At 54.0% G+C, this 26038-nt stretch carries 21 protein-coding genes; 14 read left to right on the plus strand and 7 right to left on the minus strand.

The features are described from left to right. The first annotated feature begins 107 nt into the window (after nucleotides 1–107). From J1784_RS08970 to J1784_RS08985, 4 genes are read left to right on the plus strand one after another with little or no spacing between them, the layout of a single operon-like run. Nucleotides 108–1493 (plus strand): Sapep family Mn(2+)-dependent dipeptidase, encoded by a 1386-nt coding sequence (locus tag J1784_RS08970; RefSeq protein ID WP_217148916.1) that lies wholly within the window; start codon nucleotides 108–110, stop codon nucleotides 1491–1493. A gap of 6 nt (nucleotides 1494–1499) precedes the next feature. Then, complete coding sequence (locus J1784_RS08975) at nucleotides 1500–1820, plus strand: PTS fructose transporter subunit IIB (protein WP_217148917.1); 321 nt, start codon at nucleotides 1500–1502, stop codon at nucleotides 1818–1820. A 36-nt stretch (nucleotides 1821–1856) separates the two neighbouring features. Continuing rightward, the gene (locus J1784_RS08980; protein WP_217148918.1) at nucleotides 1857–3098 is read left to right on the plus strand and encodes a PTS fructose transporter subunit IIC; all 1242 of its coding nucleotides are present in this window, start codon (nucleotides 1857–1859) and stop codon (nucleotides 3096–3098) included. Nucleotides 3099–3112: 14 nt separating this feature from the next. Further along, complete coding sequence (locus tag J1784_RS08985) at nucleotides 3113–4180, plus strand: aminopeptidase P family protein (protein ID WP_217148919.1); 1068 nt, start codon at nucleotides 3113–3115, stop codon at nucleotides 4178–4180. A gap of 65 nt (nucleotides 4181–4245) precedes the next feature. On the opposite strand, the gene argH is transcribed toward J1784_RS08985, so the two are convergent. The 3 genes from argH to argC all read right to left on the minus strand — a co-directional run bounded on the left by argH (nucleotide 4246) and on the right by argC (nucleotide 7615). Continuing rightward, entirely contained in the window at nucleotides 4246–5622 is a 1377-nt protein-coding gene (gene argH / locus J1784_RS08990) for an argininosuccinate lyase (RefSeq protein ID WP_217148920.1), read from the minus strand. Between the two features lie 83 nt (nucleotides 5623–5705). Beyond that, a complete protein-coding gene (gene argB, locus J1784_RS08995) occupies nucleotides 5706–6479 on the minus strand; it encodes an acetylglutamate kinase (protein WP_120133152.1) in 774 nt (257 codons plus the stop codon). 131 nt (nucleotides 6480–6610) lie between these two features. After that, nucleotides 6611–7615: an N-acetyl-gamma-glutamyl-phosphate reductase gene (argC, locus tag J1784_RS09000; RefSeq protein ID WP_217148921.1), complete on the minus strand. Its 1005-nt coding sequence runs from the start codon at nucleotides 7613–7615 to the stop codon at nucleotides 6611–6613. A 138-nt stretch (nucleotides 7616–7753) separates the two neighbouring features. Between argC and argE the strand changes: the two genes are divergently transcribed. Both argE and ppc read left to right on the plus strand, forming a co-directional pair. Beyond that, nucleotides 7754–8905, plus strand: coding sequence for an acetylornithine deacetylase (gene argE, locus J1784_RS09005; protein ID WP_120509334.1), 1152 nt, complete (start codon nucleotides 7754–7756; stop codon nucleotides 8903–8905). A gap of 290 nt (nucleotides 8906–9195) precedes the next feature. Further along, nucleotides 9196–11841, plus strand: coding sequence for a phosphoenolpyruvate carboxylase (gene ppc / locus J1784_RS09010; protein ID WP_217148922.1), 2646 nt, complete (start codon nucleotides 9196–9198; stop codon nucleotides 11839–11841). Nucleotides 11842–11916: 75 nt separating this feature from the next. Here the strand turns inward: ppc and metF are convergent, their stop codons facing one another. The 3 genes from metF to metB form a co-directional block, all read right to left on the minus strand. Beyond that, nucleotides 11917–12825: a methylenetetrahydrofolate reductase gene (gene metF, locus J1784_RS09015; RefSeq protein WP_217148923.1), complete on the minus strand. Its 909-nt coding sequence runs from the start codon at nucleotides 12823–12825 to the stop codon at nucleotides 11917–11919. Nucleotides 12826–13071: 246 nt separating this feature from the next. Further along, a complete protein-coding gene (locus J1784_RS09020; protein WP_217148924.1) occupies nucleotides 13072–15507 on the minus strand; it encodes a bifunctional aspartate kinase/homoserine dehydrogenase II in 2436 nt (811 codons plus the stop codon). 2 nt (nucleotides 15508–15509) lie between these two features. Next, nucleotides 15510–16670: a cystathionine gamma-synthase gene (metB, locus tag J1784_RS09025; protein WP_217148925.1), complete on the minus strand. Its 1161-nt coding sequence runs from the start codon at nucleotides 16668–16670 to the stop codon at nucleotides 15510–15512. Nucleotides 16671–17001: 331 nt separating this feature from the next. On the opposite strand from metB, the gene metJ reads away from it, so the two are divergent. Then, nucleotides 17002–17319, plus strand: coding sequence for a met regulon transcriptional regulator MetJ (metJ, locus tag J1784_RS09030; RefSeq protein ID WP_004392248.1), 318 nt, complete (start codon nucleotides 17002–17004; stop codon nucleotides 17317–17319). A 152-nt stretch (nucleotides 17320–17471) separates the two neighbouring features. Here metJ and rpmE read toward each other — a convergent pair whose 3' ends face one another. Beyond that, nucleotides 17472–17684, minus strand: a complete 213-nt coding sequence (rpmE, locus tag J1784_RS09035) for a 50S ribosomal protein L31 (RefSeq protein ID WP_112289349.1) — start codon at nucleotides 17682–17684, stop codon at nucleotides 17472–17474. A 201-nt stretch (nucleotides 17685–17885) separates the two neighbouring features. Here rpmE and priA point away from each other — a divergent pair, with 201 nt between their 5' ends. From priA to rraA, 7 genes are all read left to right on the plus strand, one after another. After that, nucleotides 17886–20081, plus strand: a complete 2196-nt coding sequence (priA, locus tag J1784_RS09040; protein ID WP_217148926.1) for a primosomal protein N' — start codon at nucleotides 17886–17888, stop codon at nucleotides 20079–20081. A 203-nt stretch (nucleotides 20082–20284) separates the two neighbouring features. Next, complete coding sequence (gene cytR / locus J1784_RS09045; protein ID WP_217148927.1) at nucleotides 20285–21313, plus strand: DNA-binding transcriptional regulator CytR; 1029 nt, start codon at nucleotides 20285–20287, stop codon at nucleotides 21311–21313. A 120-nt stretch (nucleotides 21314–21433) separates the two neighbouring features. Further along, on the plus strand, nucleotides 21434–22372 hold the full coding sequence (gene ftsN / locus J1784_RS09050; RefSeq protein WP_217148928.1) for a cell division protein FtsN: 939 nt from the start codon (nucleotides 21434–21436) through the stop codon (nucleotides 22370–22372). 115 nt (nucleotides 22373–22487) lie between these two features. Next, nucleotides 22488–23018, plus strand: coding sequence for an ATP-dependent protease subunit HslV (gene hslV / locus J1784_RS09055; protein ID WP_120509343.1), 531 nt, complete (start codon nucleotides 22488–22490; stop codon nucleotides 23016–23018). Nucleotides 23019–23030: 12 nt separating this feature from the next. Next, nucleotides 23031–24365 (plus strand): HslU--HslV peptidase ATPase subunit, encoded by a 1335-nt coding sequence (gene hslU / locus J1784_RS09060; protein WP_217148929.1) that lies wholly within the window; start codon nucleotides 23031–23033, stop codon nucleotides 24363–24365. Nucleotides 24366–24461: 96 nt separating this feature from the next. Beyond that, entirely contained in the window at nucleotides 24462–25388 is a 927-nt protein-coding gene (locus J1784_RS09065) for a 1,4-dihydroxy-2-naphthoate polyprenyltransferase (RefSeq protein ID WP_217148930.1), read from the plus strand. A 120-nt stretch (nucleotides 25389–25508) separates the two neighbouring features. Continuing rightward, nucleotides 25509–25994, plus strand: coding sequence for a ribonuclease E activity regulator RraA (gene rraA, locus J1784_RS09070; RefSeq protein ID WP_104923992.1), 486 nt, complete (start codon nucleotides 25509–25511; stop codon nucleotides 25992–25994). The last annotated feature ends 44 nt before the right edge of the window (nucleotides 25995–26038 follow it).

A 26038-nucleotide genomic window follows, 5' to 3' on the forward strand; every position in this document is an offset into this window, starting at 1 on the left:
GGCGAAAAATTTTACCCGCTTTATTTATCATTCCTGACCCCTGCCTTTTGACGCTTTTTCCGCCAGCCGTGATGCTTACCTCCATGTTTTCCAAATGGTCAGGGTCAATGATCGACTTCTCCGCACATGCCCGGGACAGGGCAAATCATTTTCTTCATTTACTCGCACAATGGGTGGCAATTCCCTCGCCCTTCGACAGCGAAAGCCGCCACCTGCAAGCGCCTTTCGGCCAGGGCGTTGCCGATGCGCTGGCCTGGTGGCAAAAGCTCGGTGATGACGCAGGGCTTAACACACTCAATGTCGATGACCACGCGGTGCATATCGAATACGGCAGTGGCGACGAAATTGTGTATGTCTTTGGTCACGCCGATGTCGTTCCGGCGGGCGATGGCTGGCATTTTCCGCCGTATCAGCTGACGCGACTGGGCGACAAACTGATGGGCCGTGGCGTCGTTGATGATAAAGGCCCGATGATCGCCGCATGGCTGGCACTGGATATTCTGCGTGAACTGAAACTGCCGCTGGCACGCCGCATTCGTCTGGTCGCAGGCGGTAACGAAGAAACCGGCTTCCATTGTATCCGCCGTTATTTTGAATCCCAGCCGCAACCGGCTTTCGCTTTCACGCCTGACGGCAAATTCCCGGTGATCTACGGCGAAAAAGGCTCGTTGCTGGTTACGCTGACCGCTCCTGTGGAACAACCTGATTTGTCTGTGTCATGCGGCGAAGTGGTGAACTCCATTCCTGATGTCGCGCACCTGCGCGGCCTGTCTCTGTATTCCGGCGGCTGGACGCTGGAAGAAGGATTTACGCTGCTGGCAGAGCCGGAATGCGCCGATCACTGGCGTCTGTATGGCCGTGGAGGTCATTCATCAAAACCGGAAGCCTGCCTGAATCCAGTTGCCGCTACGGCGCAGTTACTTCATCAGCGCTTTAACGCCCGCTGGACGCAACAACTGATCGAAATCACAGAGCCGAAAACCGGACAGAACGGCGTGCGCTTTACGCTGGATACCGCCGGTGAATGCGGAAAAATCCTGCTGGTACCGACGGTGCTGAACATTGAAAAAGGGCTGATGACGCTGACGCTCAACGTACGTTATCCCGAAAATCTCAGTGCAGAAATGATTACTGAACGTCTTGCGCAATGGAATCACAACTGGCCCGGCAGCCGCCTTGAAATCCAGCCGGTTAAGCCGCCGAGTCTCTATCCGCCAGATAGCCCGCTGGTGCAGACGCTGCACGAAATTTATACCCGCCACACCGGCGATACACACCATCCTTCACGCACCACCGGCGCGGGCAGTTACTCCAGCGCGATGCAAAACGCCGTAATTTTTGGCTGCGAATTTCCCGACGGCTCTTCCGGTAATACCCACAGCGCAGATGAATACGGCAGCTTAAGCCACTTTATCAGCGCCATCGGTATTTACGCCGAAGCCCTTTACCGGCTGGCAAATCTGCCCGCCGCAACCAGTGAAAAAACGAGGTAACTGATTATGTCTGCGAAGAAACTGATTGCTCTGTGCGCATGCCCGATGGGGCTGGCTCATACCTTTATGGCGGCTGAAGCCATCGAAGTTGCCGCCCGCGCACGTGGCTATGACGTAAAAATTGAAACCCAGGGCGCCGACGGCATCCAGAACGAACTGACGGCGGAAGATATCGCCCAGGCCACGGTGATTATTCACGCGACCGGCATCACGCCGCAAAATATCGAGCGGTTCAACGGCGTGGAAGTGTACGAAGTCGAGCTGAAAGACGCGGTGAAAAATGCCGGCGGGCTGATCGACGAAATCGAAGAAGATCAGGGTCAGTAATTCCACTTTTGCTTTGTTAAGCGCAAGGAGTTTCCCGTGGCGATAAGAAAAAGAGTCATCAATACCGGTCACAGTCAGTCCTCCGATACCCCGGTACCCCCCTCAGAACCCGCAGGCAAAGGCCAGAGCCATGCCTGGAAAGAGTTCAGCAAACACATCATGACCGGTATTTCTTACATGATCCCGGTGCTGATTATGGGCGGCCTGATTGGCGCACTGTCGCAAATCATTCCGTATGTTTTTCTGAGGATGTCGCCGGATGAATCCATCATGGCGGCGCTCAACAGCGGGCGTTACACCGGCAGTTCCGTCTGGATGCTGCAAATCGCCAGCATCATGGAAAGCTTTGGGTTTACGTTGTTTGGCTTCGCTATCCCGATGTTCGCGGCGTTCACCGCCAACTCTATCGGCGGCAAAACAGCGCTGGCGGCAGGATTTATCGGCGGCTATGTGGCAATCAAACCGGTGGCCGTCCCTGCGCTGATCAGCGGGCAATGGGCGGCGGTCGCACCGGTCGCTTCAGGATTCCTCGGCGCTATCGTGATTGCGTTTGTGGTCGGTTACTTCGTCCGCTGGATGAATAACAACATCAAGTTGCCGCACAACTGGCTGGCGTTCAAAACCACCTTTTTCATTCCGCTGATTTCCGCAATTGTCGCAATGGTGCTGATGGTGTTCCTGATCACACCAATCGGCGGCTGGCTGAATACGCTTATCAAAGAAGCGTTGCAGGCCGCAGGCTCGGCGGGGACTTATTTCTACGCCACTTTGCTGGCAGCCGCGACAGCCTTTGACCTCGGCGGGCCGGTGAACAAAGCTGCCGGATTTGTGGCGCTAGGTTTCACCACCGAAAAAGTGCTGCCGATCACCGCACGCTGTCTTGCCATCGTCATTCCTTCATTCGGGCTGGGGCTTTCAACCGTTATCGATAAATGGCTGGTAGGACGCCGGGTTTACGATCGCCAGTTCAATCAGATTGGCCGCACAGCTATTTTCCTCGGCTTTATGGGGATTTCAGAAGGGTCGATCCCGTTCGCGCTGGAACGTCCCGGATTTGTCATTCCGGTGTACGTGATCGGTGCCGTTATCGGCGCGCTGCTGGGGGTTTCGCTGGGTGCCGTGCAATGGTTCCCGGAATCTGCCATCTGGGCATGGCCGCTCATCAGCAACATTCCGGCTTACCTGATTGGTCTGCTCGGTGGTTCGTTGTTTATCGCGGTGACCTGCGTGTTCTACCGTAACCGTTTAATCAAAAAAGGCCTGCTCGAAGTCGCCTGATACCGGAGATAAAAATGAGTCGTCAGCAACGTCTGGGCGTTCTGCGCCAGCATATGCAGGATCAGCATATTTCCGCTGTGCTTCTGACCGACAGGTTCAGCAAGTACGCGGTGACTGAACTGTACAGCGCGTCGGGTTATGTGCTTGTCACTCCAGCGCATCTGTGGATCCTGGTTGATGGCCGCTACAGCGCTGAATGCCAACAGAATAACCCGGACGTTGACGTGCTGACGCTCACCGCTGAGCATCCGCTCAGCCATTTCCTCAGGCTGTTTATCGGCGGAGAAAGGCTGTTCGCCGATGCCAGTCAGTTATCGCATCTCGCCTGGCAGGCGCTGGAAAGTCAGTGCGGCCTGGCACTTCAGCACTGGGATGCTTCAGCTCTGCGCGTGAATAAATATCCCGATGAAGTCGCCAAAATCCGTGAGGCTGCGACGATTGCTGACCACGCACTGGAAACGGTCATGCCGCTTATCCGGCCGGGGATCAGCGAAAAAGCGCTGGCGGATCATATCGAGATGGCGGTGAGACAAGCAGGCGGCAGTAAAACGTCGTTCGATACCGTGGTGGTGTCCGGCACGCGGGGCGCGTTACCGCACGGGCGTCCGACAGATAAAAAGCTGACGACCGGTGAACTGGTGACGATAGATTTCGGCGCGGTTTACCAGCATTACTGTTCGGATATGACGCGCACTTTCGCGCTGGGCAACGTCAGTGAAGAACTGAAAGCGATTTATGACACGGTGTTTACCGCACAGCAGACAGCACGCGACGCCGTACGACCGGGGATCCGCTGTCAGGAACTGGATGCCATCGCCCGCGATATTATTGCAGCAGCAGGTTTTGGCGAGTATTTCAGCCACAATCTGGGGCACGGTTTAGGGCTGGATGTCCACGAATCACCGGCGCTCAGCCCGCAAAATGCGCAGCCGCTGGAACCAGGAATGATCATCACCATCGAGCCGGGGATTTATATTCCGGGTCTGGGCGGTGTGAGAATTGAAGACGACGTACTGGTGACGGAAAGTGGTGGCGAGGTGCTGACCCACAGCCCGCGGGTGTGGGAAGAGATCTGTTTGTAGAACTGCGGTCGTTTGTAAAAAACCGCTCTCAATCTCCCCCTTCGCAGGGGGAGAAGCTAAAAGATTTACATCCCTAAACGCGCTTTCGCATCGGCAATTGCCTGCGCAACCTGCTGCGGAGAAACGCCGCCTTTGGCCGCACGTTTATCAAGACAGGATTGCAGTTCGAGAATGGCGTAAACGTCATCGCCAATCACGCTGCTGAATTTCTGCAAATCTGGCAGCGGCAATTCTTCCAGCGCTTTACCCTGATTTATCGCTTCCACGACCGCTTCACCGACAATATGGTGCGCTTCACGGAACGGAACACCTTTGGCAACCAGATAATCCGCCAGCTCGGTGGAGTTGGCGTAACCCTGCTGTGCGGCTTCTTTCGCACGCGGACGTTTCACCTGAATACCGTCCAGCACCAGCGATGCCATGTTCAGACAATCCATCCAGGTGTCGAGAGCGTCGAACAGCCCTTCTTTGTCTTCCTGCATGTCTTTGTTGTACGCCAGCGGCAGGCCTTTCATGGTCATCATCATGCCGGTCAGCGCGCCCTGCACGCGTCCACACTTACCACGGATCAGTTCCAGCGCATCCGGGTTTTTCTTCTGTGGCATCAGAGAAGAGCCAGATGTCACGCGATCGGACAAATCGATAAACGCCGCTTCACCGGTATTGAAGAAGATCAGGTCTTCGGCGAAACGGGAAAGGTGAACCATGCTGATGGCTGCGTTGGACAGCAGTTCAAGCACGTGGTCACGGTCGGACACGCTGTCGAGACTGTTACGGGTCGCAGACGCAAATCCTAACCAGCCTGCCAGCTGTTCGCGGTCCATCGGATACGCAGTACCGGCCAGTGCGCCACAACCCAGCGGGCTGACGTCCAGACGGGTCAGGGTATCTTTCAGACGGCTTTCGTCACGCGCCAGCATTTCAACATACGCCATACACCAGTGCGCAAAGGTCACTGGCTGAGCGCGTTGCAGGTGAGTGTAACCCGGCATCACGGCATCCTGATTGGCTTCGGCAGTCGCGACCAGAGCCTGCTGCAAATGATGCAGCGCGTCACCCAGCTCTACCACCTGCGCTTTACACCACAGTTTGATGTCGGTTGCGACCTGATCGTTACGGCTGCGACCGGTGTGCAGTTTTTTGCCGAGATTACCGACTTTGTCGATAAGCTTACCTTCAACCCAGCTGTGAATATCTTCCGCGTCGCTGGCTAAAATAGCGCGGGGATTGGCCCGGACCTCTTCCAGCAGTACGGTCAGGGCTTCTTCCAGCTGAATCTGTTCATCCGCGGTTAATACATTCACGGTTACCAGCGCTTTGGACCAGGCCACTGAGCCCACGATGTCCTGCTCTGCCAGACGGTAATCGAAACGCAGTGAGTCATTGAGTTCTTTAAACCGCTGATCCGCTGCCTGAGTAAAACGTCCGCCCCAAAGTGCCATTTTCCTGCTCCTGAATTTTTTATGCAAAAGGGCGCACTATGCTGCGCCCTTGAAAAGGGTATACCGAATGCGCCGCCGGTGCGTTACGCCAGAATACGTGTGCCGATGGCGACGCCGTTAAACAGTGCCGGCAATTGCTCAGCGTGGCGCCAGCTGGCGATATCCACCGGGCGTCCGAGAGAACGTGCGGCGTCCAGCGCGGCGTGAACTTTGACGATCATACCGTCGGTAATAATGCCCTGATCGATAAGCTGTTCGGCTTTCTCGGCGCTCATCTCAGGGATGCGCTGCCCTTTGCCATCGAGAATACCGCTGACGTCAGACAGCAGGATCAGATCCGCGCCCAGCGTGGCTGCCAGCGCCGTTGCCGCCTGATCCGCGTTAACATTCATCAGTTCACCGGCGGCGGTGATACCAATGGAACTGACAATCGGCAGATAGCCTGCGCCGGTCAGCGTGTTGATCAGTGCCGGATTGCCCGCTTCAGCTTTACCGACGAAGCCCAGAGATTCATCCAGCTGGGTCACGCTGACTGTACCGCCGTCGGCCAGAGACAGGCCCACCGCGTTGATGTGGTTTTTAACCGCCCACGCCAGCAGGGTTTTGTTGGCGCTGCCCGCGAGCGCGCCGGTGATGATATCAATCTGGTCAGCGGGAGTGACACGCAAACCCGCCTTTTTCACCACAGGCAGATTCAGCTTTTTCATCAGCTCATCAACCAGACAGCCGCCACCGTGAACAATGACCAGCGGGCGGTGATATTCCTGACGATAAGCCACTACCGCCATGAACAGGCGCTCAAGGGCTTCTTCATTGTCCAGCAACACACCACCTAATTTGATGACTAACGGATTCATAGCTGTTCGCGCCCCGACCGGTTGAGAATGTTAATTAATAACAATGGGTTTCATTTAATCTAACACCCTTGCGCATCTGAATAAACGCTCAGGGGTGGTTGTTTTGTGTCTGCTGACAATCTGACGGATTGTTAAAGCAGAGACTGCGTTTCAGGGAAGCCGAAACGGATATTCATGCACTGAACCGCCTGTGCTGACGCGCCTTTGAGCACGTTATCTTCCGTCGCCACTACAATCAGATGTTCGCCTTTCACCGCAAATCCGATATCGCAGAACGGCAAGCCGACCACGTCTTTCAGCGCCGGAACCCCTTTGGTGTACAAACGCACCAGCGGTTTATCGTGATACGCATTATGGAAGGCTTCCGCCACGTCCTGCTCAGTCACACCTGCGTTCAGACGGCAGGTGATGGTCGCCAGAATACCACGCGGGAAGTTGCCCAGATGCGGTGTGAAAATCACCGGCACGCCAAGGTGTTCGGCAATTTCCGGCTGATGACGGTGGCTGAAAAGCTTGTACGGCTGCAGGCTGACTTCGCAGAAGCTGTTACCGAGGGTGGCTTTACGGCCTGCGCCGCTGACGCCGCTGGTGGCGTTGATGACCGGCCACTGGCTGTCATTGAGCAAACCGTTTTCGATAAGGGGTTTAAGCGCCAGCTGTGAAGCCGTCGGGTAGCAACCCGGCACGGCGATCAGCTGCGCGTCTTTTAATTTGTCAGCCTGCCATTCGGCCAGGCCGTACACGGCTTTGTCGAGCAAACCGAGATGCTGATGCTCGAATCCGTAGAATTCGGTGTAAAACTCAGGTTTGCTGACGCGGAAGGCGCCCGAGAGATCAAACACCACGCAGCCCGCCGCCAGAAACTGCGGGGCTAAATCGTGGCTGACTTCATGCGCGGTCGCCAGAAACACCACATCGACACCTTTCGCTGCTTCAGCCACATCAGTAAGTGGCAGAACAGGCAAATCGACGATGCCTTTTAATTGAGGATGCAAATCAGAAAGCAATTTTCCTGCATCTGCACTTTGCGCTGAAACCGTTAAACCGGTTATGTTCATATGTGGGTGGCGATTCAGGTATGCAGCGAGTTCAGCACCGGCATAACCTGTGGCACCAACAATCAGCGTATTCAACATAGGGCTTGTTCACCTTCTCAATTTTTGGGTAGGGGCCGGATGAATTTTTTTCCGGTTTCCTTACGCGCTGGCTTATTGTATTTTTATTCACAATTATTGCATGAATATGAATACTACCCTAACTAAAGGCTGTCAACAGTGAAGATGAAATTACCTCCTTTTATTGAGCTCTATCGGGCGTTAATCGCAACCCCTTCCATCAGCGCGACAGACGCGGCTTTGGACCAGAGCAATGAGACGTTAATCAATTTACTGGCAGGCTGGTTCGGTGATTTAGGCTTCAAGGTCGAAGTGCAACCCGTTCCAGGAACGCGCCATAAATTCAATATGTTAGCCAGTACCGGTGAAGGCGCAGGCGGCTTACTGCTGGCCGGTCACACCGACACGGTTCCGTTCGACGACGGTCGCTGGACACGCGACCCTTTCACCCTTACCGAGCATGAAAATAAGCTCTATGGTTTGGGTACCGCCGACATGAAAGGTTTCTTCGCGTTTATCCTCGATTCCCTGCGCGATGTTGACCTGACCAAACTGACTAAACCGCTGTATATTTTGGCGACCGCCGATGAAGAAACGACGATGGCCGGTGCCAGCTATTTCTCCAAAAACGCCAAAATTCGCCCTGACTGCGCGATCATCGGCGAACCGACTTCCCTCAAGCCCGTTCGTGCGCATAAAGGTCACCTGTCGAACGCTATCCGCATCACCGGCCAGTCCGGTCATTCCAGCGATCCTTCGCGCGGCGTGAACGCCATTGAGCTGATGCATGAATCGATTACCCATTTAATGACGCTGCGCAATACGCTCAAAAGCCGTTACAACCACAGTGGTTTCGTCATTCCATATCCGACCATGAACTTTGGTTATATCAACGGTGGCGACGCACCAAACCGTATTTGCGCCTGCTGCGAAATGCACATGGATATCCGCCCGTTGCCGGGTCTGACGCTGTCTGAAATCAACGGATTACTCAATGAAGCGCTGGCGCCGGTGAGTGAACGCTGGCCGGGCCGTCTGGCAATTGAGGAACTGCATCCGCCGATCCCAGGCTATGAATGTCCGCCGGATCACCCGCTGGTGCAGGTGGTCGAAAAGCTGCTGGGTGTGGAAACGGAAATCGTTAACTACTGCACCGAAGCGCCGTTCATCCAGGAACTGTGCCCGACGCTGGTGCTCGGACCGGGTTCTATCGATCAGGCGCATCAGCCAGACGAATATATTGATACCGCGTTCATTAAACCGACTCGCGAGCTGATTTCTCAGGTCGTTCATCACTTCTGTTATCACTGATACTGAATGTCGGAATGATGAAGAAACAATCAGGGCGCTTGCGGGCGCCCTTTGATACTGTACAAACGTGCGATTAGCCAAACTGATATCGTCGCTGTTGTAATTAAATTTCAGCGACATCGCCAAAAAGACCATTTTTCATGTGAGTGATCGGGGCTTTTTGGGTTAAAACAGGGGTGGCTTTTAAAAAGTATGGCCAGGTTGGCAGGGTGAACGGGGCAAGAATGCCTGACGGGTGAAAGTTATTTACAGAAAATAAAAATTAAACGAGAGAACAGGTCAGAGGTAATATGAACGAACAATATTCCGCAATGCGAAGTAATGTCAGTACCTTAGGTAAATTGCTAGGCGACACGATCAAAGATACGTTGGGAGAGCATATCCTGGATCGTGTTGAGAAAATCCGTAAGCTGTCGAAATCCTCCCGTGCCGGAAACGACGCGGATCGACAGGAATTGCTGTCAACGCTGCAAAATCTCTCAAATGATGAGCTGCTGCCGGTTGCCCGAGCTTTTAGCCAGTTCCTGAATTTAGCCAACGTGGCGGAACAATATCACAGCATTTCGCCGCACGGCGAAGCGGCCAGCAATCCTGAAGCGCTGGCGCAATTGTTCGATCGTCTGAAATCCAAAAATCTCTCTGAACAGCAATTACGGGATGCCGTTGACCAGCTTTCTATCGAACTGGTTCTGACCGCGCACCCGACAGAAATTGCCCGCCGTACGCTGATCCACAAACTGGTCGAAGTGAATAACTGCCTCAAGCAGCTCGACCATAACGATCTGGCCGATTACGAGCGTAAACAAATCATGCGCCGCCTGCGTCAGTTGATCGCACAGTCATGGCACACCGATGAAATACGCAAAAACCGCCCTTCTCCGGTGGATGAAGCAAAATGGGGCTTTGCGGTAGTAGAAAACAGCCTGTGGGAAGGTGTGCCTGCTTTCCTGCGCGAACTGAACGAACAACTGGAAACCTCACTGGATTACAAAATGCCAGTGGAAGCCGTGCCGGTGCGCTTTACCTCCTGGATGGGTGGCGACCGCGACGGTAACCCGAACGTGACTGCGGATATCACCCGTCACGTACTGTTACTGAGCCGCTGGAAAGCGACTGACCTGTTCCTGCGCGATGTCGCAGTGCTGGTGTCAGAGCTGTCGATGACCGAATGTACGCCGGAGCTGCGCGAGCTGGCCGGTGGTGCGGACATCCTCGAACCTTACCGCGAAATCATGAAACAGCTGCGTTCACAGCTGACCAATACTCAGGTGTATCTGGAAGCCCGTCTGAAAGGCGAACGCGTTGCGCGTCCTCACGATTTGCTGGTGAAAAATGACCAGTTGTGGGCACCGCTTTACGCCTGCTACCAGTCGCTCCAGGCCTGCAACATGGGCATTATCGCCAACGGGCAGTTGCTGGATACCCTGCGCCGCGTGCGCTGCTTCGGCGTGCCGCTGGTACGTATCGACGTGCGTCAGGAAAGCACCCGACACACCGACGCGATTGCTGAAATCACCCGTTATCTGGGTCTGGGCGATTACGAAAGCTGGTCAGAATCTGACAAACAGGCTTTCCTGATCCGCGAACTGAATTCAAAACGTCCGCTGGTACCGCGTCACTGGGAACCGAGCGCTGACACCAAAGAAGTGCTCGACACCTGTCAGGTGATTGCCGAAGCGCCGGAAGGCTCGATTGCGGCGTACGTCATTTCGATGGCGCGCACGCCGTCTGACGTTCTGGCCGTGCATCTGCTGCTTAAAGAAGCCGGTTGTCCGTTCCCGATGCCTGTCGCGCCGCTGTTCGAAACGCTCGACGACCTGAATAACGCCGACGATGTAATGAAGCAGTTGCTCAGCATCGACTGGTATCGCGGTTTCATTCAGGGCAAACAGATGGTGATGATTGGCTATTCCGATTCCGCGAAAGACGCGGGCGTAATGGCAGCCTCATGGGCGCAATACTGCGCGCAGGATGCCCTGATCAAAACTTGCGAGAAAGCCGGGATTGCTCTGACACTGTTCCACGGACGCGGCGGTTCTATCGGCCGTGGCGGCGCACCAGCGCAGGCAGCGTTGTTGTCTCAGCCTCCGGGCAGCCTGAAAGGCGGCCTGCGCGTCACAGAACAGGGCGAGATGATCCGCTTTAAATTCGGTCTGCCGGAAGTCACCATCAGCAGCCTGGCGCTGTACACTTCTGCGATTCTGGAAGCCAACCTGTTACCGCCGCCTGAGCCGAAACAAGCCTGGGTGGACATCATGGAACAGCTGTCAGACGTGTCCTGCAAGATGTACCGCGGTTACGTTCGAGAAAATAAAGACTTCGTGCCTTACTTCCGCGCCGCAACGCCGGAACAGGAACTGGCGAAATTGCCACTGAGTTCACGCCCGGCGAAACGTAAAGCCAGCGGCGGCGTTGAAAGCCTGCGTGCAATTCCGTGGATTTTCGCCTGGACGCAAAACCGTCTGATGCTGCCAGCCTGGCTGGGTGCAGGTGCCGGTTTGCAGGCTGTGGTAGATGGCGGTAAACGCGACGAGCTGGAAACCATGTGCCGCGACTGGCCATTCTTCTCCACCCGTATCGGCATGCTGGAAATGGTGTTTGCGAAAGCGGACCTGTGGCTGGCGGAATACTACGATCATCGTCTGGTCGGTGAAGAGCTATGGCCGCTTGGTCAGCAGCTACGTGATCAGCTGGCGAGCGACATCAAGGTGATCCTGGCAATTTCAAACGATGATCACCTGATGGAAGACTTGCCGTGGATTGCAGAATCCATCGCACTGCGTAACGTCTATACCGACCCGCTGAACGTATTGCAGGCTGAATTGCTGCACCGTTCCCGCGAGCTGGAAAAAGACGGCAAGCAGGATGCGAATGTCGAACAGGCATTGATGGTGACGATTGCCGGCGTGGCAGCAGGTATGCGAAATACCGGCTAGTTATCGCTGAAAACGTCCAAATAAAAACCCGCGAATTCGCGGGTTTTCTTGTATTCAGGATTAGAGCAGGAAAGATTAAGCGCGAACCGGCACGGCGATTTCAGGACGCACGCCCAGCGTATGGCAAATCGCGTAACTCATTTCTGCACGGTTCAGGGTGTAGAAATGGAAGTCCTTCACGCCTTCGCGGCTGAGGATTTTTACCATATCCATCGCGATATTGGCACCGACCATTTTGCGGGTTTCCGCATCGTCGTCCAGCCCTTCAAACTGGCTGTTCATCCATTTCGGCACACGCACGTTAGTCATGGTGGCAAAGCGCGTCAGCTGCTTAAAGTTAGAGACCGGCAGAATGCCCGGTACGATTTCCACATCAATCCCCTGACCGGCGCAGCGGTCGCGAAAACGCAGGTAGCTTTCCACATCAAAGAAGAATTGCGTGATGGCGCGGTTAGCACCAGCATCAATTTTACGCTTCAGGTTAATCAAGTCTGCCTGTGCGCTTTTGGCTTCAGGATGCACTTCCGGATAAGCCGCTACGGAAATATCAAAGTCACCGACTTCTTTCAGCAGATGCACCAGATCGGTGGCATACATTTCCGGTTTACCGCCGCCTGCCGGTAAATCACCGCGCAGGGCAACAATATGGCGAATACCACTGTTCCAGTAATCTTGTGCAATCTGGCGCAACTCATCACGACTGGCATCAATACAGGTCAGGTGCGGTGCCGCTTCCAGACCGGTACGTTCTTTAATGCCTTTAATGATGCTGTGTGTGCGGTCTCGCTCGCCGGAGTTTGCACCATAAGTCACAGAGACGAACTTAGGTTTGAGGCTGCTGAGGCGGTCGATAGAGCTCCACAACGTGTCTTCCATCTCGCTGGTACGCGGCGGGAAAAATTCGAAAGAAACGTTAATCTGACCCTGTAACTCGGCCAGATTCTGGTTCAGCGCTTCGCGCTGGTTTGCGTGGAAAAAGCTCATAAACACTACCTCATGGATCACTGCGTTTTATTATGGTTCGTTATGATGGACGTTTGGACGTCTAAACGTATAGATAGAAAATGACGGAAAGCGGGCAAAGTGTCAACGTTAAAATGAGGGGAAAGGATGATTAATCTTCACGCAAACTGAAAGAATTTCACTTTGGCGAAGTTTTGCTGCGGGGAACATGAGGAAAAATGGAGATTTTTTACTCCTGCCCCTCATCAGAGGGACAGGAGTAAGGAATTACAGAAGTTGAGTCAGACGATTAAGGTCAGACTGCAATGCACCGGCGGTGACATCACGTCCTGCTCCCGGCCCGCGGATCACCAGCGGGTTATCGCGATACCAGCGGCTTTCGATAGCAAACACGTTATCGCATGGCAACAGGGAAGCCAGAGGATGATCCTCACGCACCGCTTCAACGCCAACGCGCGCTTTGCCATTCGCATCGAAACGCGCCACGTAGCGCAGCACCAGACCCATTTCGCGGGCAGCTTCCAGACGTTGCAGCATTTGCTGGTTCAGCGCCTCGCCGTCTTCAAAGAACTGATCGACAGAACCGGTCGCACAGCTTTCCGGCACCAGCGATTCCACACGCACCTGCGTCGGCTCGATGTCATAACCTGCTTCACGCGCCAGAATCACCAGTTTACGCATGACATCCTGACCGGATAAATCATCACGCGGATCTGGCTCCGTCAGCCCCTGCTGCCACGCTAAATCCACCAGTTCGGTGAACGGCAGCGTGCCGTCAAATTGCAGGAACAGCCAGGATAATGTGCCGGAGAAAATCCCGCTGATGGCCAGAATGCTGTCGCCGCTGTCACGCAGGTCTCGCACCGTATGGTTGACCGGCAAACCGGCGCCGACAGTGGCGTTATACAACCAGTGGCTGTCGGTTTTGGAAAACGCATCACGGATCTGGCGGTATTTGTTGGTATCAGACGCGCCCGCCAGTTTGTTGGCGCTGATCACGTGGAAACCGTAGCTGGCAAAATCCAGATACTGATCCGCCAGTTCGGCGCTGGCGGTAACGTCCAGCACCACTAAATCGTCATAAGGATGCGCGCGCATCCACAGGAACAACGATTCTTCATCGTGCGCCTGCGCTTCATCATCAAAGAAAGCCAGAGCACGGCTGGCATCCAACCCTTCGTAATTGAGCAGACTGCGCTTGCTGTCGACCACACCGGCCAGCACAAACTCAAAACCGCTGCGGGCAGAAATGTTCTTTTGCTCACGCGCAAACAGCTCCAGCCAGCGCGAACCGATATTGCCTTTACCAAACAGCATCAGACCAATTTGCTTTTCAGCGCGGAACAGCGTTTTGTGCAGCCCCTGAATCAGGTGCGCGGTCGGACCGATACGCAGAACGGCCACCAGACTGATGCCGTCTTCCGCCTGCCAGATAAACTCTACCGGCTGATCTTTCATTTCCTGATAGAAACGGTGGCTGTGCAGCGGATTCTTGCAAACGCCCGCACCGACCAGCGCTACCAGCGCCAGCCCTTCACGCAGCATCAGACGCGCCGGAAGTGCCGCTTCTTCGAGAACCTGCAACGCGCTGCCCGCCACTTCGGAGGTGTAGCAAAGTTGCAGCAAATTACGGTCCGGATGAATGCCGGTACACAGCGGTTTGATCTGCGCACGTTTAAGCAGCAGCTCAACATCTTTTTGCGCCAGACCAAAATCGTGGCCGGACGGAATGACCATTTCGATCAGACAGATATCATCGTGGCTGGTGACAATTTTTGCACCTGTACCGGAAGCCAGCACGCGCTCAATACGCGTTGAGCCTTGCTCCGGCTGGTAGCTGCAACGCAGCTGTAAATCGATATCGCTGCCGGAAACCGGCTGAAGCGTACGGGTGTGCAATACCGGGGCCGCCAGACGCGCCAGTTCACTGGCTTCATCGAGACGCAGCAACGGCAGCAGACACGCATCTTTTACTTTACGCGGGTCGGCGCTGTAAACACCGGCCACGTCACTCCATATAGTCACGCGGCTGGCATCGGCCAGTGCGCCAATCTGGGTGGCGGAATAGTCACTGCCGTTACGGCCAAGCAGCACGGTTTCACCCGCTTCGCTGCGGGCGATAAAGCCGGTTACCACCAGATATTGCTGAGGATGTTGTGCGAGAAGTTGTTGCAGCAGCGGATACGAACGGCCTTCATCCACCTGAGGTTGAGCAGCACGTTCGGCGCGCAGGAATTCACGGGCATCCAGCCAGGCGGCTGGTAATTCCAGTTTGCATAGCACCGCCGACATCAGGCGCGCAGACCAGACCTCGCCGTGCCCGACGACTTCGGCGTAAATCGCGTCAGTCATTTTGCCATCGAGCAAAACGGCCAAACGTTCGAGATCATGAATAAAGGATGCAATAAGCGGTTCGGCCATTTCCGGCGGTAACAGGCCGGTTATCAAATCACTCTGATAACGGCGCAAAGCCTGCTGAACCTGATGCGCGGCAATTCTGTCTGTCTGGCTGAGCTTCAACCAGCTGATCAGCTGGTTGGTTGTACTGCCCGCCGCCGACACCACCATCATGTCGCCCGGCTTCGCATACTCGGCCATGATCCCGGCAACGCGCAGATAACATTTCACGTCGGCCAGACTGCTACCACCAAATTTGTGCAACTGACGGCTTCCCGCCGGCGCTGCAACCGCTATTGCATTCATACTTACCTCGTTGCCACTGACTGGAATGCGTGTTCCAGATCAGCAATCAAATCTTCGCTGTCTTCAAGACCTACAGAAATACGGAGCAAGCTGTCAGAAATCCCGGCGGCTTTACGCGCTTCTGGCGCCATGCCAGCATGCGTCATGGTCGCGGTATGAGAAATCAGGCTTTCGACGCCCCCCAGTGATTCTGCGAGGGTAAATAACTTCAATTCTTTCAGGAAATGGCGCAGCTGAACTTCATCGCCGTTAAATTCAAAGCTGATCATGGCACCGAAGCCACGTTGCTGACGGCGGGCAATTTCATGGCCCTGATTTTCCGGCAGCGACGGATGATACAGCTTTTTCACCTGCGATTGTTTCTGTAAATAAGCAACAATTGCCAGTGCATTTTCCTGCTGCTGTTTCACGCGAACCGTCAGCGTGCGCAAACCACGCAATAACAGATAGCTGTCAAAAGCCGCGGCGGTCACACCGATGTTGTTCGCCCACCACGCCAGTTCTGTCGCGTGTTCAGCGGTCTTAGATATTACCGTACCGGCGACCACATCAGAATGCCCGTTAAGATATTTCGTACACGAATGGACGACTAAATCCGCGCCAAGCTGCAACGGATTCTGCAACGCCGGGCTGAGGAAGGTGTTATCCACCACAGTCAGCGCACCGGCGGCTCGGGATGCGTCACAAATCGCCTGAATATCCACCACGCGCAGCAGCGGGTTGCTTGGAGTTTCAATCAGAACCAGCTTCGGTTGTTCTTTCAGCGCTTCGGCCAGCGCCTGCGGGTCGCCCTGATCGACAAAGAGCACGCGATACGCGCCACGCTTGCTTAAACTGTCGAACAGACGGTAGCTGCCGCCGTAGCAATCGTGCGGCGCAACCAGTAAATCGCCAGGTTTCAGAAAGACCGTACACACCAGATGAATGGCAGACATACCGCTGCTGGTCAGTACCGCACCAGCACCGCCTTCCAGATCCGCCAGCGCCTTCTGAACCACATCACGTGACGGATTACCGCGACGCGAATAGTCATGGGCTCTTGGCTGGTTGAAATCTTCAAAGTTGTAAGTACTGGAAAGGTAGATTGGCGGAACTACACAACCATATTGCTGATCATTGTTCAGGCCACTACCCACGGCAATGGTGGCTTGCTTGTGCGTCATAATCATTTCTTCCTGACGAAATGCGGAGGATGAGGGTGTCAAGAGTAACGCCCGGGGATATAGACGTCAATACATCTGGACATCTAAACTTCTTTGCGTATAGATTGAGCAACAGAGCAATACCCGCTAAAATTATGGCGTTAATGAAGATGTCAGGCAGAACTGTCGCGCGGAGGTAGTTAAGCGCAAGGTGACAAAACGAACAATGCCGCAGAGGAAATCGTGAGATATCCCTGTCAAATTCCGACATTTATTTAGTGAGAACAGTGAAAATCGGGCATAATCACGCGGTTTTCAGAATTTTATTTTTTTGATAAATTTAAGGTGTCCCATGGCTGAGTGGAACGGCGAATATGTCAGCCCTTACGCTGAACACGGTAAGAAAAGCGAACAAGTTAAGAAAATTACGGTATCCATTCCGCTGAAAGTCCTCAAAATTCTGACTGATGAGCGCACCCGTCGCCAGGTGAACAACCTGCGTCATGCGACCAACAGTGAATTATTGTGCGAAGCTTTCCTGCATGCCTTCACCGGTCAGCCTTTGCCGAATGACGAAGACCTGCGTAAAGAACGCAGTGATGAAATCCCGGAAGCGGCGAAGATCCTGATGCGTGAACTGGGTGTGGATCCTGATACCTGGGAATACTGACAGCAGCAACGCAGAGATATGCTGAAAGACCGTGCGACACGTCGCGCGTTTTTTCAGTGTCTTTGTGAGAAGAGAAGATTTGTCTGGCGGGAAGTGAAACGACAGCAACAAAAAAGGCGCCAAAGGCGCCTTTTTTTGCTCTCAAGCGTAGCTTATTTGCTGCTTGGAACGCTGAAACGCTTGTTGAAGCGGTCAACGCGGCCACCGGTAGCCACTTCACGTTGCTTACCAGTGTAGAACGGGTGACATTCGCCACAAACGTCCAGGTTCAGATCATGACCCACAGTTGAGTGAGTTTTGATAACGTTACCGCATGAGCAGTTTGCAGTAACTTCTACGTATTTAGGGTGAATACCTTTTTTCATGGAAAACCTCTTCTTAAGGCCGCGTCGCTATCCAACCTTGTTCTGTCAGACACCACGCGTAGTGGATGATAGGCTTTGAGTACGAAATGCACCAAAGGCGGCGAATCATACAGAATCTCTGAGAACCGCGCAATGATGTTCATGCATTTCGAAGGACACAGTGTACACTATCTCGTCATTTTTTTATAGTCTGGACCCACAATGCCTGTTGCCCACGTTGCTTTACCTGTCCCCCTTGCCCGTACTTTCGACTATCTGTTGCCGCCTAACATGTCGGTTTCAAAGGGTTGCAGGGTCAGTGTGCCGTTCGGTAAACGCGACGCTATCGGCATTGTTGTTAACGTCAGTGAGTCGAGTGATTTTGGCCTGGATAAGCTAAAACCTGTTCGCGAAGTGCTCGACAGTTCCAGTCTTTTTACCCCTGATTTGTGGCGCATCCTGTTCTGGGCTGCAGACTATTATCATTATCCGATTGGTGAAGTGCTTTTCCATGCACTACCGGTTTTACTGCGTCAGGGGAAACCCGCCGAACTGACACCGCTGTGGCAATGGTTCGCCACCGAACAGGGACGCGCTACGCCGCTCGACAGCCTTAAACGCGCGCCTAAACAACAGCAGGCGATGGCCGCGCTGATGCAAAAACCGCTGTATCGCCATCAGGTCGCCGATCTTGATCTCACAGATACGGCGTTACAGGCATTACGCGCCAAAGGGCTGACGGATTTACGCAGCATCGCGCCCGCAACGCTCGACTGGCGCAAAGATTTCTCGGTGGTCGGCGAGCGTTTACGCCTCAATACCGAACAGGCCACCGCCGTTGGCGCGATCCGCAGTGAAGATCAGCAATTTTCCGCGTGGCTGCTGGCCGGTGTGACTGGTTCAGGTAAAACCGAAGTCTATCTGAGCGTGCTGGAAAACATTCTGGCACAGGGCCGTCAGGCGTTAGTGATGGTGCCGGAAATCGGCCTGACTCCGCAAACCATCGCGCGCTTTCGCGAGCGTTTCAGCGCACCGGTGGATGTGCTGCATTCCGGCCTCAACGACAGCGAACGTCTCGCCGTCTGGCTGCGGGCACGAAATGGCGAAGCGGGCATTGTCATCGGCACGCGTTCTTCACTCTTTACGCCGTTCGCGCGTCTGGGCGTCATTATTATCGATGAAGAACACGACAGTTCTTATAAGCAGCAGGAGGGCTGGCGCTATCACGCTCGCGACCTGGCGGTATACCGCGCGCATGCAGAAAACATCCCGATTATTATGGGCTCTGCGACGCCTGCGCTCGAAACCCTGCATAACGTGGAACTGGGGAAATATCGCCAGCTTAAACTGACCAAGCGCGCCGGGAATGCCAAACTCGCCCGCCAGAATTTACTGGATTTAAAAGGGTTGCAGCTGAAAGTCGGGCTGTCTCAGCCGTTAATTCAGAAGATGCATGAACATCTGAAAGCCGATAATCAGGTGATGTTGTTCCTCAACCGCCGCGGTTATGCACCTGCCCTGCTTTGCCACGAATGCGGCTGGATTGCTGAATGTCAGCGCTGCGATCACTATTACACTCTGCACCAGAATCAGCGTCAGCTGCGCTGCCACCATTGCGACAGCCAGCGCGCCGTACCGCATCAGTGTCCGCATTGCGGATCGACGCAGCTGGTTTCCGTCGGCGTAGGTACTGAACAGCTGGAAAAGGAACTCGCGCCGCTGTTCCCGGATACGCCTATCACGCGTATTGACCGCGATACCACCAGCCGCAAAGGCTCGCTGGAACAGCATCTGAATGAAGTCCATCGCGGCGGCGCGCGTATTCTTATCGGTACGCAGATGCTGGCGAAAGGGCATCACTTCCCCGACGTCACGCTGGTGTCATTACTGGATGTCGACGGTGCGCTGTTCTCGGCGGATTTCCGTTCTGCCGAGCGCTTTGCCCAGCTTTATACGCAGGTTTCCGGCCGTGCCGGACGTGCCGGTAAACAGGGTGAAGTGGTCCTGCAAACACATCATCCGGAACATCCGTTATTGCAGGTTCTTTTACAACAAGGCTATGACGAGTTCGCCAGACAAACGCTGGCGGAACGCAAGAGCGTGTTTCTCCCTCCTTTTACCAGCCATATTCTGATCCGCTCTGAAGATCACGATAATCAACAGTCCGCGCTGTTTCTCCAGCAGTTGCGTAATCTGCTCGAATCGAGCCCGCTGAAAGATGATTCGCTGTGGATTTTAGGGCCGGTTCCCGCCTTGCAGGCCAAACGCAGCGGACGCTTCCGCTGGCAGTTACTGTTACAGCATCCTTCACGGCGCGTTTTACAGCATCTGATCAAAAGTTCTCAGCCATTGATTGCCAGTCTGCCGCAGGCTAAAAAAGTGAAATGGACGCTGGATGTGGACCCGATTGACAGCTGATCCTGTAGGGAAATCCGCATAATTAGTCAGGATTTCTGCGTGATGGATCGAAAAAAGCATCTGCATCACACTTTTAATGCAAATTAGGTAACAAATCCTACTCACATTCTGTTTAGAATGTGATGTGCTACACATCATCGGTAGCCAGGTGAGGAATGTTGATGTTGTTGTGTCAGTTTGATGCTGTTGCAAGGAGAGAGACGTTGGAGCACAAGAAAGAATTACCCGCCGCGACAATGAAAGATGTGGCTGAACAGGCAGGCGTTTCAACAGCAACGGTATCCCGCGCGTTAATGAATCCGGAGAAAGTCTCCGCCTCTACCCGTCAGAAGGTTGATCAGGCCGTCATGGCTGTGGGTTATTCTCCTCACGCCTTGTCCCGCAACCTGAAACGGAACGAATCGCGTACGATTCTGGTGATCGTCCCGGACATCTGCGATCCGTTTTTTGCCGACCTGATCCAGGGGATCGAACGCACAGCGGCCGAAAGCGGTTATCTGGTGCTCATCGGCGATTGCGCCCAGCAAAATCAGCAAGAAAAAACCTTTATCAATCTGATCATTACCAAGCAAATTGACGGTATGCTGCTGCTCGGTTCCGATTTACCTTTTGATGCCAGCAAAGAAGAACAACGTAATTTGCCACCGATGGTGATGGCCAACGAATTTGCACCGGAACTGGAACTGCCTACGGTACATATCGATAACCTGACCGCCGCGTTTGAAGCTGTTCATTATCTTCTCAAACTGGGGCATCAGCGCATTGCCTGCATCGCGGGGCCGAAACATATGCCGCTTTGCCAGTACCGTTCACAAGGTTACGTGCAGGCGCTGCGCCGCAATGGGCTGAGCGTCGAAAGTCAGCTGACCATACATGGTGATTTTAGTTATGAATCCGGAGCACAGGCCGTTACCGAACTGATGTCACTGCCCGTGCCGCCTACGGCGATTTTCTGTCATAACGATATTATGGCGATTGGCGCGATGTTCCAGGCAAAAAAAATGGGTTTGCGCATCCCGGAAGATCTGTCGGTAATCGGCTTCGATGACATCAAGGCCAGCCAGTTTACCGACCCTCCGTTGACCACTGTCGCACAGCCAAGATTCCAGCTTGGTCGTCAGGCCATGTTATTATTACTTGAGCAGTTGCAGGGAAATCAGGTACAAAGCGGTTCACTGCTGCTCGATAGCGAACTGGTCGTGCGTGAAAGCACCGCCGCCCCAAAAGCGTGAGTCAGTTTTGAATGCTGTTCAGTGATTTTAATTTCAGCAATTGAGTTTTAATTTCAGTAAATGTTCAGGGTTGAGTAACATGACGCACTTCTTTATTCATCACGACACAGCGAAACGATAGTGGCACAAAGAGACTATGTAAGCCGTGGGCGCTCAGGAGCGCGGCGGAAAAGTACCAGCCGGAGTAAAAAACGCAGTTCCCCAACGATCTCCAAAACCATGGTGGTGTTAGCCGTTGCGGTGCTGGTGGTGTTTGTCGGTGGCCTCTATTTTATTGCGCACAATAAACATGAAGAAGCGGCGGTATTACCGACGCATGCTGTCCGTCCGGGTAATGGATTGCCACCTAAGCCTGAAGAACGCTGGCGCTACATCAAAGAGCTGGAAAACCGCCAGATGGGTGTGACTACGCCAACCGAACCGACGGCGGGCGGCCAGGTCGAATCCAAAACACAACTGACGCCGGAACAACGTCAGCTGCTCGAACAAATGCAGGCCGATATGCGCCAGACTCCGACACAACTGTCGGAAGTGCCGTATAACGATCCAAATCAGGCGACACAAACGCGCACAGCCCCAGCACAGCGTCAGGTTCAGCAACAGCAACCGGTACAAACTCAGCCGCGTCAGGTCCAGCCACAACCGACTTACACGCCGCAGACTCAGCCGGTACGTGCGCCGCAGGCTCAGGTGCAAACACAACCCGTTCAGCCAAAACCGAAACCACAGTTTAAAGAGCCCGTGAAAGAACCGGTGAAAGAGGCGGCGAAACCGCAACAACCGGCAGCGATCACGCAGGTCGCGCCAGAGAAACCGAAAGCGCAGGAAAAAACCCAGCACTTTCTGGTTCAGTGCGGTTCGTTCAAAGGGTCTGAACAGGCAGAATCCCAGCGCGCCAAGCTGGCATTCGAAGGTTTTGAAGGCCGGATCACTACCGGCGGTGGCTGGAGTCGCGTGGTCATCGGCCCGTACAACAGCCGTTCTGGCGCTGACAGCACATTATCGCGCCTCAAAGGTGCTGGCATCTCCGGTTGCATTCCCGTCGCAACCGGGGGTTGAAAACCCGTAATCCTCCCCCAATCTATACTTTCAATATGCCCCGTAAGTTTGTGAGACACGCTCAGTGTCCCGCAAACCTGCGGGGATCTTTTCCGTCTGCAACGAGGAACCGCTCGTGACAACAATTGTAAGTGTACGCCGCAACGGCAAGGTCGTTATTGGTGGTGATGGCCAGGCCACATTGGGAAATACCGTCATGAAGGGCAACGTCAAAAAAGTACGTCGCCTTTATAACGATAAAGTGATTGCCGGTTTTGCTGGCGGTACGGCTGATGCCTTCACGCTGTTTGAGCTGTTCGAACGCAAACTGGAAATGCACCAGGGTCATCTGGTGAAAGCTGCCGTTGAACTGGCAAAAGATTGGCGTACCGACCGCATGTTGCGTCGTCTGGAAGCTCTTCTGGCCGTGGCGGATGAAAACGCCTCGCTTATCATCAGCGGCAACGGCGACGTTATTCAGCCTGAAAACGATCTGATCGCGATTGGTTCCGGTGGCCCGTACGCACAAGCGTCAGCCCGCGCTTTACTGGAAAACTCAGAGCTTGGCGCACGCGATATCGTCGAAAAATCGCTGAGCATTGCGGGTGATATCTGTATCTACACCAACCATTTCCAAACTATCGAAGAATTGTCTTCTAAAGCGTAAGGATCGAAAATTATGTCTGAGATGACCCCGCGCGAGATTGTCAGCGAGTTAGACAGCTACATCATTGGCCAGGATAAAGCGAAACGCGCTGTGGCCATTGCTTTGCGTAACCGCTGGCGCCGCATGCAGCTTGATGAAGCGCTGCGCCATGAAGTCACACCGAAAAATATTCTGATGATCGGCCCGACTGGTGTCGGTAAAACCGAAATCGCCCGTCGCCTGGCTAAACTGGCTAATGCGCCGTTCATCAAAGTCGAAGCAACCAAATTCACCGAAGTGGGTTATGTCGGTAAAGAAGTGGACTCGATTATCCGCGATCTGACCGATTCCGCCGTGAAAATGGTGCGCCTGCAATCAATTGAGAAAAACCGTTACCGCGCCGAAGAAATGGCCGAAGAACGCATTCTCGACGTGCTGATCCCGCCTGCTAAAAACAATTGGGGACAGTCCGACGAAGCGCAGGAACCTTCTGCCGCACGCCAGAACTTCCGCAAGAAACTGCGCGAAGGTCAGCTCGACGATAAAGAAATCGAAATCAATCTGGCTGCTGCGCCAATGGGCGTTGAAATCATGTCCCCTCCGGGCATGGAAGAAATGACCAACCAGCTGCAATCCATGTTCCAGAACATGGCTGGTCAGAAACAGAAACCGCGTAAACTGAAAATCAAAGAAGCGTATAAGCTGCTGGTTGAAGAAGAAGCGGCGAAACTGGTGAACCCGGAAGAGCTGAAAGAGCTGGCTATCGAATCCGTTGAACAGCACGGTATCGTGTTCATCGATGAGATCGATAAAATCTGTAAACGCGGCGGCCAGAGTTCCGGTCCTGACGTTTCCCGTGAAGGCGTTCAGCGCGACCTGCTGCCGCTGGTGGAAGGATGTACAGTTTCGACCAAACACGGCATGGTGAAAACGGATCACATTCTGTTTATCGCTTCCGGCGCGTTCCAGACGGCCAGTCCGTCAGACTTGATCCCTGAATTGCAGGGTCGCCTGCCAATCCGTGTGGAACTGCAGGCGCTGTCGACAGAAGACTTCGAACGCATCCTGACTGAGCCAAGTGCTTCGCTGACACATCAGTACAAAGCGCTGATGGCAACCGAAGGCGTGACGATTGATTTCACGGCTGATGGTATCCGTCGTATTGCCGAGGCGGCATGGCAGGTAAACGAAACCACCGAGAATATTGGTGCGCGTCGTCTGCATACCGTTCTGGAGCGTCTGATGGAAGATATCTCCTATGACGCGAGTGAAAGTAACGGAATCTCCATAAACATTGATGCAGATTATGTTAGAAGCCACCTTGACCAGCTGGTAGCTGATGAAGATCTGAGCCGTTTTATCTTATAATTTGCTCATACGTTCCGAAAGTGATCTTCAGGGAGGCGTTTGCCTCCCTGATTTTTTTAGATTTCGGACTGATTCTTCACCTGAGCGAAATCACCTATGAGCACAATGACTCCCTGCACCCCGACAACGCCTGCCCGCGCGTGGCTCGAAAGCCTGCGTCCGAAAACGTTGCCCCTGGCTTTTGCCTCTATTGTCATGGGTTCTGCCATTGCCAGCCTGCAAGGCGTTTTCCATCCGTTAACCGCCCTTTTGGCGCTGCTGACCGCTGGTTGTCTGCAAATCCTGTCGAATCTGGCCAATGACTATGGCGACGCCGAAAAAGGCAGCGATACGCCCGATCGCGTCGGGCCTTTGCGCGGTATGCAAAAAGGTCTGATTACGGCCGCGCAGATGAAACGCGCCATCATGCTGACTATCGCGCTGACCATTGTTTGCGGGATTGCGCTGATTGCCGTCGCCTGCCACAAACCAAGCGACGTGGTGGGGTTCCTGATCCTCGGCCTGCTTTCGATAGGCGCCGCTATCACCTACACCGTCGGCACGCGCCCTTACGGTTACATGGGGCTGGGCGATATTTCCGTGCTGATTTTCTTCGGCTGGATAAGCGTCGCAGGGACATTCTATTTACAGGCGGGATATTTCGACTGGATTGTCATGCTGCCCGCTACGGCGACTGGCTTGCTCTCCACGGCCGTACTCAATATCAATAATTTGCGCGATATCGAAACTGACAGCGCGAATGGCAAGAACACGCTGGCAGTACGCCTCGGCCCGGTGAATGCCCGTCGCTATCATGCAACTATTCTGACGGCAGCTGTCGTGTGTCTGGCCATATTCTCCACCGTGCATTTGCATCACTGGACCGGCTGGCTGTTTATTCTGGCCATTCCGATGCTGGCGAACCACGTCATGCGGGTGATGAAGGCTAAAACGTCCACTGAGGTACGTCCCCTGCTGGAACATATGGTTAAAGCGGCGTTGCTGACTAACGTCTTGTTTGCAATAGGTCTGTTGCTGAACTGAGACAAGTTGGCCTGACGTGCGTTTATGGGGCCGCTTTTCACATTTAACAATTGATGATTTTGCCAACATCTGCCGGAAAGGGATATACTGAACACTCATGCAGCAACCAGATGAAATCCTATGAAATACGATACTTCCGAACTTTGCGACATCTACCATGAAGAAGTGAATGTCGTCGAACCCCTGTTCTCCAACTTTGGCGGCCGTACTTCATTTGGCGGGCAAATCACAACAGTGAAATGCTTTGAAGATAATGGCTTGCTTTATGATCTGCTGGAAGAAAATGGCCGTGGCCGCGTTTTAGTGGTCGATGGTGGCGGCTCTGTTCGTCGCGCATTGCTGGATGCCGGACTGGCACGCCAGGCATTGCAAAACGAATGGGAAGGCATTGTGATTTACGGTGCTGTCCGTCAGGTAGACGATCTGGAAGAGCTCGACATCGGCATTCAGGCGATGGCAGCTATTCCTGCGGGTGCAGGCAGTGAAGGGATCGGCGAAAGCGACATTCGTGTCAATTTTGGCGGCGTCACCTTCTTCTCTGGTGACCATTTGTATGCCGACAATACCGGCATCGTGTTATCAGAAGATCCGCTCGACATCGAATAACCCACTGTTTTCAGACACAAAAAAGGACGCCTTGGCGTCCTTTT

Origin of the sequence: Rahnella ecdela (assembly GCF_019049625.1) — a bacterium.
GTDB lineage: Bacteria > Pseudomonadota > Gammaproteobacteria > Enterobacterales > Enterobacteriaceae > Rahnella > Rahnella ecdela.

Coding starts and splice junctions, on each gene's coding strand:
- J1784_RS08970 (WP_217148916.1), top strand. CDS start 108: ATGATCGACTTCTCCGCACATGCCCGGGACAGGGCAAATCATTTTCTT.
- J1784_RS08975 (WP_217148917.1), top strand. CDS start 1,500: ATGTCTGCGAAGAAACTGATTGCTCTGTGCGCATGCCCGATGGGGCTG.
- J1784_RS08985 (WP_217148919.1), top strand. CDS start 3,113: ATGAGTCGTCAGCAACGTCTGGGCGTTCTGCGCCAGCATATGCAGGAT.
- argH (WP_217148920.1), bottom strand. CDS start 5,622: ATGGCACTTTGGGGCGGACGTTTTACTCAGGCAGCGGATCAGCGGTTT.
- argB (WP_120133152.1), bottom strand. CDS start 6,479: ATGAATCCGTTAGTCATCAAATTAGGTGGTGTGTTGCTGGACAATGAA.
- argC (WP_217148921.1), bottom strand. CDS start 7,615: ATGTTGAATACGCTGATTGTTGGTGCCACAGGTTATGCCGGTGCTGAA.
- ppc (WP_217148922.1), top strand. CDS start 9,196: ATGAACGAACAATATTCCGCAATGCGAAGTAATGTCAGTACCTTAGGT.
- metF (WP_217148923.1), bottom strand. CDS start 12,825: ATGAGCTTTTTCCACGCAAACCAGCGCGAAGCGCTGAACCAGAATCTG.
- J1784_RS09020 (WP_217148924.1), bottom strand. CDS start 15,507: ATGAATGCAATAGCGGTTGCAGCGCCGGCGGGAAGCCGTCAGTTGCAC.
- metB (WP_217148925.1), bottom strand. CDS start 16,670: ATGACGCACAAGCAAGCCACCATTGCCGTGGGTAGTGGCCTGAACAAT.
- metJ (WP_004392248.1), top strand. CDS start 17,002: ATGGCTGAGTGGAACGGCGAATATGTCAGCCCTTACGCTGAACACGGT.
- rpmE (WP_112289349.1), bottom strand. CDS start 17,684: ATGAAAAAAGGTATTCACCCTAAATACGTAGAAGTTACTGCAAACTGC.
- priA (WP_217148926.1), top strand. CDS start 17,886: ATGCCTGTTGCCCACGTTGCTTTACCTGTCCCCCTTGCCCGTACTTTC.
- hslU (WP_217148929.1), top strand. CDS start 23,031: ATGTCTGAGATGACCCCGCGCGAGATTGTCAGCGAGTTAGACAGCTAC.
- J1784_RS09065 (WP_217148930.1), top strand. CDS start 24,462: ATGAGCACAATGACTCCCTGCACCCCGACAACGCCTGCCCGCGCGTGG.
- rraA (WP_104923992.1), top strand. CDS start 25,509: ATGAAATACGATACTTCCGAACTTTGCGACATCTACCATGAAGAAGTG.